The organism is Janthinobacterium sp. CG_23.3 (genome assembly GCF_046115965.1).
GTDB lineage: Bacteria > Pseudomonadota > Gammaproteobacteria > Burkholderiales > Burkholderiaceae_D > Janthinobacterium.
Genome location: NZ_JBJXIB010000181.1, coordinates 1 through 8,106, shown reverse-complemented (window position 1 = coordinate 8,106; position 8,106 = coordinate 1). Strand labels below are relative to the sequence as shown.

The 8,106-nt window shown below is 67.0% G+C and carries 7 protein-coding genes; all 7 read right to left on the bottom strand.

Features of this window, described 5'->3' with window-relative positions; genetic code table 11:
• Nucleotides 1–1,189: alpha/beta hydrolase family esterase (locus tag ACFDR9_RS25980; RefSeq protein ID WP_409032842.1), on the bottom strand; the 1,189-nt coding region annotated here is incomplete at its 3' end.
• Between the two features lie 294 nt (nucleotides 1,190–1,483).
• Nucleotides 1,484–2,248 (bottom strand): flagellar brake protein, encoded by a 765-nt coding sequence (locus ACFDR9_RS25975; protein WP_017875139.1) that lies wholly within the window; start codon nucleotides 2,246–2,248, stop codon nucleotides 1,484–1,486.
• Between the two features lie 179 nt (nucleotides 2,249–2,427).
• Entirely contained in the window at nucleotides 2,428–3,177 is a 750-nt protein-coding gene (locus ACFDR9_RS25970; RefSeq protein WP_026132501.1) for a pseudouridine synthase, read from the bottom strand.
• Between the two features lie 43 nt (nucleotides 3,178–3,220).
• Nucleotides 3,221–5,803 carry a [protein-PII] uridylyltransferase gene (locus ACFDR9_RS25965; RefSeq protein WP_409032841.1) on the bottom strand — a complete coding sequence of 861 codons (2,583 nt, stop codon included), beginning with the start codon at nucleotides 5,801–5,803 and terminating at the stop codon, nucleotides 3,221–3,223.
• 7 nt (nucleotides 5,804–5,810) lie between these two features.
• Nucleotides 5,811–6,641, bottom strand: coding sequence for a type I methionyl aminopeptidase (gene map, locus ACFDR9_RS25960; protein WP_017875142.1), 831 nt, complete (start codon nucleotides 6,639–6,641; stop codon nucleotides 5,811–5,813).
• 295 nt (nucleotides 6,642–6,936) lie between these two features.
• Nucleotides 6,937–7,824, bottom strand: coding sequence for a GGDEF domain-containing protein (locus ACFDR9_RS25955; RefSeq protein ID WP_409032840.1), 888 nt, complete (start codon nucleotides 7,822–7,824; stop codon nucleotides 6,937–6,939).
• Nucleotides 7,821–7,997 carry a hypothetical protein gene (locus tag ACFDR9_RS25950; protein ID WP_409032843.1) on the bottom strand — a complete coding sequence of 59 codons (177 nt, stop codon included), beginning with the start codon at nucleotides 7,995–7,997 and terminating at the stop codon, nucleotides 7,821–7,823. The genes ACFDR9_RS25955 and ACFDR9_RS25950 overlap by 4 nt, the downstream gene beginning before the upstream one ends.
• Between the last annotated feature and the right edge of the window lie 109 nt (nucleotides 7,998–8,106).

Below are 8,106 nucleotides of genomic sequence, written 5' to 3'. Positions count from 1 at the left end.
TCCACTTTCGAGTGCGAAAGTGAATCGCCATCGACGCAGGCAAGAAGCGCGTCACATGGTCAGCGCAAGAATTGTCTGCCGCGCAGACTCCTAGCTGGCTTGGGTCGGTGATCTGGCGCCAGCTGCCGCTGGCGGGGATGGATTGGCCTTGCATCGGGTGCGTCTTGAAGAAGTTCCACGCCACGCGCGCCAGGTTCGGGCCTTTGTCGATGATCCAGGGGCCGCGTTCTCCGCCGGCCCACCAGTGGCCGCGCAGGCGCTCTTCCCGCAGCGCGACGTCGCTGTCCGGCGCATACGGGTCGTGCGCCAACGCCACCACGCCGGCGGCGGCGACCTGCTCGCTGGTGGCGTCGATGAGGAAGGTTTCCAGCAGGCTGAGATTGTTCGCGCCCCGGCCGTATTTGCTGTGCGTCCACGCCAAGCCGTCGGTGTTCGAGGCCAGCGGCGCCTCGTTCGGCGCGCTGGTGTCGATCGCCTTGCCGTCGGCGGCCAGCAAATTGGCCCAGGTCTTGACCAGGTTCATGCCGACGCTGATGGGCACGGTGCAATCCTTGGCATTGTGCACCACCATCACCGGCGCCTGGCGCAGCACGCTTTTGCCCATTTCCCGGCGCATGTCGGCGACGATCGCGGCGGCGTCGCGGTTCCACGACGTTTGCGGACTGCGCAACACGGTTGCGCAGTCTTGCTGGCCGGTATAAGTCTGGGTCGTTTCATTGTACGCAATGCCCTCGACGAAGACGGCGGAGGCGAACACGTCCGGGTAAGCCACTTGCGCGATGTTCGCCATCGCGGCGCCGGAGGAAACGCCGGTGATGTGCACGCGCCCGGGATCGATGCTGAATTCCCGCGTGACCTTGTCGACCATGCGCTTGATGTCGTGTACCTCGCCATTGCCGCGCTGGCGCTCGCGCGCCATCCAGTAGCCCCAGCAATTCGGGTTGCGCAGGTCATCGTCGTTCGGGCCGGTGCCGTCGGCGTTGGTATTGACGAACGGGTACAGCACGATGAAGCCTTCGGCCTCGGCCACTTCGTGCATGCGGCTTTTTTCCAGCATCGCCAGGTCGGACTGGCGGCAGCCGTGCAGGCTGACGACGAGCGGCACGCGGGCGCCCGCACGGTAACTGCTGGGAACGTAGAGCGAGTAGAGGCGGTTGTCGGAGTTGCTGGCGGCGCTGTCGCGCGGCATGGGAATACTTCTGGTGAAACCTGTTGCGGCCAGTGCGAACCCGGCGCCACGGGCGTTGAAGCCGACGAGGGATAGCGTGGCCGCAACCGCAAAGGCGAGTAAATGGGTTTTCATGAAGGGGAGGGGGCTGAACCTGATGGAAAAAAGCGCCTTGGTGCAGATGGCGCCCGCCGGCTGTCGCTGAGGTGCTGCTTTGATATTACGCAGCTTGGGCCGGTCAGGTTTGATTATGCTCAATCCGGCACGGCGCGCGCGGGGTGCGCCGCTGTGACCTGAAGGTCCGCCGGCGTCGCCTTAGCCGCGCTTGCGGCCGCTGCCCAGGTGGATCAGCAACTGCGCCAGCTCGTCCTGCATCGCCGCCGACAGGTTCAGGAAGCGGCAGCCGATCTGCACCTGCTCGCCCAGCAGGAAGGAGCGGAAGCCGCGCGACAGGCGGATTTCCAGGTCGGCGATCATGACCTTTTCCGGTCCCAGTTCCAGGCGCACGCGCGACAGCTTGCGCCCGACGTACAGGCCGATGGTGTCGCGCTTGCGCGCGCGCATGCCAACGCCGCCGACCGAGAAGTCGTACACCTGCAATTCATAGGGCCGGCCCTCCAGCACGAACGCGGCCAGGTGGTAGGCGCCCAGCGGCGCCTCCAGCCGGGGCGACTCGCGCCGCTCCAACACCAGGCATTGTTCGGGGAAATCGGCCGGCAGCAGCGTCGGCTGGTCCGCCAGACTGACCCAGCCGGAGCTGAGCGTGAACTGCAGCTTGGCGCTCTGGGTCAGGGCGACAAAGACGGCCGCGCCCGGCGGCAGGCAGGCGCCGTCGTTGAGTTCGATCACGAAATGCGGCAATTCCTCGTCGACCGACAGGATGCGCGCCATCAGCGCCACGCTGCTGTCGTTCGGGTAGATCGTCACCGCATCGCCGCTTTCGGCCAGCCGCGTCAGCGTCTCGCCGATATCCCAGGGGTCGGTCATGTGGTGCGGCTTGGCGCCGGGCGCGATGGGTTCGATGGCGTCCGACAGGCTCGGCGGACCCTTGCGCAGGGGATTCGGGGTTAAATCGTTCACGACAGCTTATCTCTTTAATCATTCCAGACTTCGGTGCGGGCGACACGCGCTTTTTCCTTGCTGTACGGCAATTTGAAACTGTACGACATCATGCGGCAGAACCGTCAAATTGTACAGCGGCAAAGCCGGGCCGGGCCGGTCCCGGCAGGGGGCGGCGCAAACCCGGCGCGAATAAGCCCTTAAAACTGCTCGTCGGCGCCGAGGTAGCGCCATTGGCCGGTGGGCAGGTCGCCCAGCTTGACGCGGCCGATGCGCACCCGTTTCAAGCCGACCACCTTCAGCCCGACCGCTTCGCACATGCGGCGGATCTGCCGCTTCTTGCCTTCGCGCAGCGTGAAGCTGAGCTGGTCGTCGTTTTGCCAGCGCACCTTGGCCGGCAGCAGCGCCTTGCCGTCGAGCCACAGGCCATGGTTCAGGCGCTTCAGGTCGGCGTCGGGCAGGCGCCCGCCCTTCGGATATTCGACCCGCACCAGGTATTCCTTGTCGATGTCGGTGTCGTGGCCGATCAATTGCTTGGCCACGCGCCCGTCCTGGGTCAGCACCAACAGGCCGACCGAGTCGATGTCGAGGCGGCCGGCGGCCACCAGGCTGCGCAACTGGGTCGGGTGGAACTGCTCGGCGGCCTTGCATTCGGCCCAGCGGTTCTCGGCGTTGATCAGGGCGATGGCCGGCGTGTAGCCGTCCTCGGCCTGGCCGCTGACATAGCCCATCGGCTTGTTGATCAACACGGTGACGCGCTTCGATTGCTCGGCCGCGGCCTGGCGTTCGACGGTGACGCGCTGGCTCGGGTAGACCTTGCTACCGAGCTCGGAGACCACCTTGCCGTCGACCCGTACCCAGCCGCGGGCGATCCATTCGTCGGCTTCGCGGCGCGAGGACAAGCCCAGTTCGGACATGCGTTTGGAGAGGCGTAATAATTCTTCGGTCATGGTTCTGTTTCAGTTCAGTCAATAGGGCAAAGGGCGGGACGGCTCAAACCTTGAGCGCGTCGAGTAAATCGGTTTCCAGCAAAATCTGGTTGCGGGCGTTGTTCAGCGTGGCGCCGTCGACCAGGAAGACGTCCTCGACGCGCTCGCCCAGCGTCATGATCTTCGCCGTGTGCAGGTTGATGCGGTACTTGGTGAGCACGTTGGCGATCGCGTACAGCAGGCCGGTGCGGTCGTTGGCCGCCACCGACAGCAGGTAGTACTGGCCGCGTTCGTCCGGGCGCAGGTCGACCGTCGGTTGGATCGGGAAGGTGCGCGACAGGCGCGACAGGCGGCCCTTGCCGGGCGGCGGCAGCGGCGCCTGCGACTGCAGCAGTTCGCCCAGCTCGTGCTCGATCAGGCTGATGATGTCGCGGTAGCTCTTGGCGAAGCTCTGCTCGGTGACTAGGAAGGTGTCGAGCGCGTAGCCGTGCCGGGTGGTGTGGATTTTGGCGTCGAGGATGCTGAAGTTCTTGCGGTCGAAATAGCTGCAGATGCGCGCGAACAGGTCGGGCCGGTCGGCCGTGTAGACGGCCACCTGCAAACCCTCGCCGATCGGCGCCAGGCGGCATTTGACGACCGGCTTGCCGCTGTTCAGGCGGTCGTACAGCGAACGCGTCTGCCAGACGATGTCGGAGGCGTCGTGGCGCAGGAAGTAGGCGACGTCGAGCTGGCGCCACAGCGCCTCGTGGGCGTCCGGCGGCAGCCCGTACAGGCGCAGCGTGGCCAGCGCCTCCTGCTGGCGGTTCTTCAGCTCGCGGTCGGCCGAGTGCGGCTCGCCGCCCAGCACGCGCAAGGTGATGCGGTACAGGTCTTCGAGCAGCTTGCCCTTCCAGGCGTTCCACACCTTCGGGCTGGTGCCGCGGATGTCGGCCACCGTCAGCAGGTACAGCGCCGTCAGGTGGCGCTCGTCGCGCACGCTCTTGGCGAAGGCGGCGATGACGTCGGGGTCGGACAGGTCCTGCTTTTGCGCCACGTGCGACATGGCCAGGTGGTTCTCGACCAGGAACACCACCAGTTCGCTGTCTTCGGCGTCGATGCCGTGCTCCTGGCAGAACTGGGCGGCGTCGACGGTGCCGAGCTTGGAGTGGTCGCCGCCGCGGCCCTTGGCGATGTCGTGGAACAGCGCGCCGACGTACAGCAGCCAGGGTTGGGCGAAATTGGCCATCAGCTGGCTGCAAAACGGGTATTCGTGGGCGTGCTCGGGCATCGTGAAGCGGCGCATGTTGCGCACCACCATCAGGATGTGCTGGTCCACCGTGTACACGTGGAACAGGTCGTGCTGCATCTGGCCGACGATGCGGCGGAAGTTCGGCAGGTAGCGTCCCAGCACGCTCAGGTCGTTCATGCGCCGCAGCGCGTGGATGATGCCCACCGGCGCCTGCAGGATGCGCAGGAACAGCGCGCGGTTGGCCGGGTTCTGGCGGAACGCGGTGTCGATCTTGAAGCGCTCGTGCCACAGCGCGCGGGTGGCGCGCGCGGTCATGCCCTTGAGTTCCGGGTGCTCGGTCATCAACAGGAAGATTTCCAGCATCGCCGACGGGTTGTGCACGAAGGTGTCGTCGGCGGCGATATCGATCAGGCCGTTGACCTCGTTGAAGCGCGGGTTGATGGCGACCGCCTCGCCGCCCTGGTCGAACAGGCGGCTCTCGATGTTTTGCAGCAGGATGGTGTTGAGCTGGGTCACCGTCTTGGCGGCCCAGTAGTAGCGCTGCATCAGGTACTCGCTGGCGCGGCGCATGTGCGCGCCGCTGCCGGTGGCTTGCAGGCCGACCGACTCGGCGATGGCGGTCTGCACGTCGAACACCAGGCGGTCCTCGCGCCGGCCGGCGTGCAGGTGCAGGCGCACGCGGATGTCCTTGAAGGCGCGTTCCTTCTCCATCAACTGGCGCGCCTCGGTCTGGGTGATCAGGCCGCCGGTGGCCAGCGTGCGCCACGAACTGGCCAGCCCGGCCGCCTTGGCCACCCACAGGATCACCTGCAGGTCGCGCAGGCCGCCCGGGCTTTCCTTGCAGTTCGGCTCCAGGCTGAAGGCGGTGTCCTCGTACTTGGCGTGGCGCTGGCGCATCTCGGCCGTCTTGGCGTGGAAAAACGCCTGCGGGTCGAGCGCGTCCTGGTAGCGCCGCTGCATTTCGGCGAACAGGCTGGCGTCGCCGCACACCAGGCGCGCCTCCAGCAGGCTGGTCTGGACGGTGATGTCGGCGCGCGACTCGCTCATGCACTCGTCGACGGTGCGGATGCTGTGGCCGATTTCCAGGCCCAGGTCCCACAGCAGTTGCACCAGGCCCTCCAGGCGCTCCTGGGCGGCGGCGTCGGGCGCGTGCGCCAGCAGGATCAGCAGGTCGACGTCGGAATACGGGAACAGCTCGCCGCGGCCGTAGCCGCCGACCCCGACCAGCGCGGTGTCGGCCGGCAGGCCGGCCTCGTGCCAGGCGCTGGCCAGCACCGCGTCGACGCTCTGGCGCAGCCGGCGCAGCAGCTTCTCCGGCTTGCCGTCCTCGGCGAAGCCGGCGACGACCAGTTGGCGCTCGGCTTTCAACTGGCGCTTGAGCTGTTCGCGCAGTTGCTGCTTCATCGCGGCGGCGGGCATCCGCGGCTTAGGCGGCGGCGTCGCCGGCGGCCGGCGCGGCGATGATCGCCGGCGGCGCCGGCATCAGCGGCGACACCGTCAGCACCTCGTAGCCGGTCTCGGTGACGAGCACGGTGTGTTCCCACTGCGCCGACAGGCTGCGGTCCTTGGTTTTGATGGTCCAGCCGTCGCCCATTTCGCGGATGTCGCGGCGGCCGGCGTTAATCATCGGCTCGACCGTGAAGATCATGCCCGCTTCGAGGCGCTCGAGCGTGCCGGGGCGCCCGTAATGCAAGACCTGCGGCTCCTCGTGGAAGACCTTGCCGATGCCGTGCCCGCAAAATTCGCGCACCACCGAGTAGCCGGCCTTTTCGGCGTGCTGCTGGATGGCGTGGCCGATGTCGCCCAGGTGGGCGCCCGGCTTGATCTTGGCGATGCCCAGCCACATGCACTCGAAGGTGATTTCCGACAGGCGCTTGGCCAGGATCGACGGCGTGCCGATGAAGTACATGCGGCTGTTGTCGCCGTGGTAGCCGTCCTTGATGACGGTGATGTCGAGGTTGACGACGTCGCCGTTCTTCAAGACCTTGTCGCCCGGGATGCCGTGGCAGATGACGTCGTTGACCGAGGTGCAGATCGCCTTCGGGTAGGGGGTGTAGCCGGGCGGGCAGTAGTTCAGCGGCGCCGGGATGGTGCCCTGGACGTTGACCATGTACTCGTGGCACAGGCGGTCCAGTTCGCCCGTGGTGACGCCGACCTTGACGAAGGGGGTGATGTAGTCGAGCACTTCGGCGCCGAGTTTGCCGGCCACGCGCATGCCTTCGATGTCTTCGGGGGTATTGATACGGATAGTGGACATAATGGGTCGCATTCAGCAAAAGCGTAATGAATCGGTGGGCGGGCTGATCGGCGCCTCAGAGTCGGCGCCGGCCTGCGATATGCCGAAATTATAAACGACAAGGGGTGCTTGCGCGCCATCGGCGGCGGCGCCGTGCCGTTCAATTGGACGGCTTCGACGTCGAATTATTTAAAACCCGGGGCGTAAGGCGGGGGCCGGACCGCGGGGGGCGGACCCCGCTTCCTTGCCGCGGCTTGGTTGCGGCGTTGCCGGCCCGCTGACCGGAGCGCATGCGCGGCCGCCGCCAGGGGGCGATTCACGGCGCCAGCACAACGCGGTTGCGCCCGCCGTTCTTGGCCGCGTACAGCGCCTGGTCGGCGCACTGGATCAGCTGGTTCAGGGTGGCGTCGGCGCCTGGCGCCAGCACGGCCACGCCGATGCTGACCGATACCGGCAGCGCGCCGAAGTCGGTCGCGACGGGCGCGCCGCAGACGGCTTTGCGGATGCGCTCGGCCACTTCGAGCGCGCCGTCGTCGCCGCAGGCCGGCAGCACCACCATCAACTCTTCGCCGCCGTAGCGGCCCAGCGAGTCGTACGGGCGCAGCATGCGCGCCATGCGCCGGCTCACCTCGCACAGCACGGCGTCGCCGGCCAGGTGGCCGTATTCGTCGTTGATGCGCTTGAAGTGGTCGAGGTCGGCGAACACCAGGGCGATGCCGGCGCGCTCGCGCCGTTGCCGCGCCAGCGCCTTTTGCAGCAGGTCGATGATGGCGCCGCGGTTGTAGATGCCGGTGAGCGCGTCGTGGCTGGCGCGCAGGCGCAGTTGCTGTTCCAGCTCGCAGATGCGCTTGCCGGCGCGCACCCGCACTTCGAGTTCCTCGACGTGGAAGGGCTTGCTGACGAAGTCGTCCGCGCCGGCCGTCATGGCCTCGACGATAAACGCCGTTTCGGTGCGCGAGGTCAGCATGATCACGTAGGTGTAGCTGTCGTTGCCGTTGCCGCGGATCATGCGGCACAGGTCGATGCCGTCCATGCCCGGCATCATCCAGTCGAGGATGGCCAGCATCGGCGCGTCGGCGCCGCTCAGGATCGCCTGCGCGCTGCGCCCGTCCGGCACGGCGACGACCTCGTAGCCCCAGTCTTGCAGCGCGTCCTGCAGGTACAGCAGCGACATTGGATCGTCGTCGGCGATCAAGATCTTCATAGCCCATCTCCACAATAAGACACCAGTTCGGCGGCCAGCGCGGCCGCCTCGGCGGCCAGCAGGGCCAGCGCCGCCGGCATGGCCGCCGGTTCGCGCCGGCGCGCCTGCAGTTCCAGCGTTTCGGCCGCCTGCGCCAGCGCCTGCGCGCTGAGCGTGGCGGCGGCGCCCTTGATGCGGTGCGCGGCGGGACCACAACCCGAACACGCTCACACCCCTACCGACCCCTTCCCACGCTCCACCCAACCCTCGCACACCTTTCCAAAGAGCCGTGCCCCTTCCCCT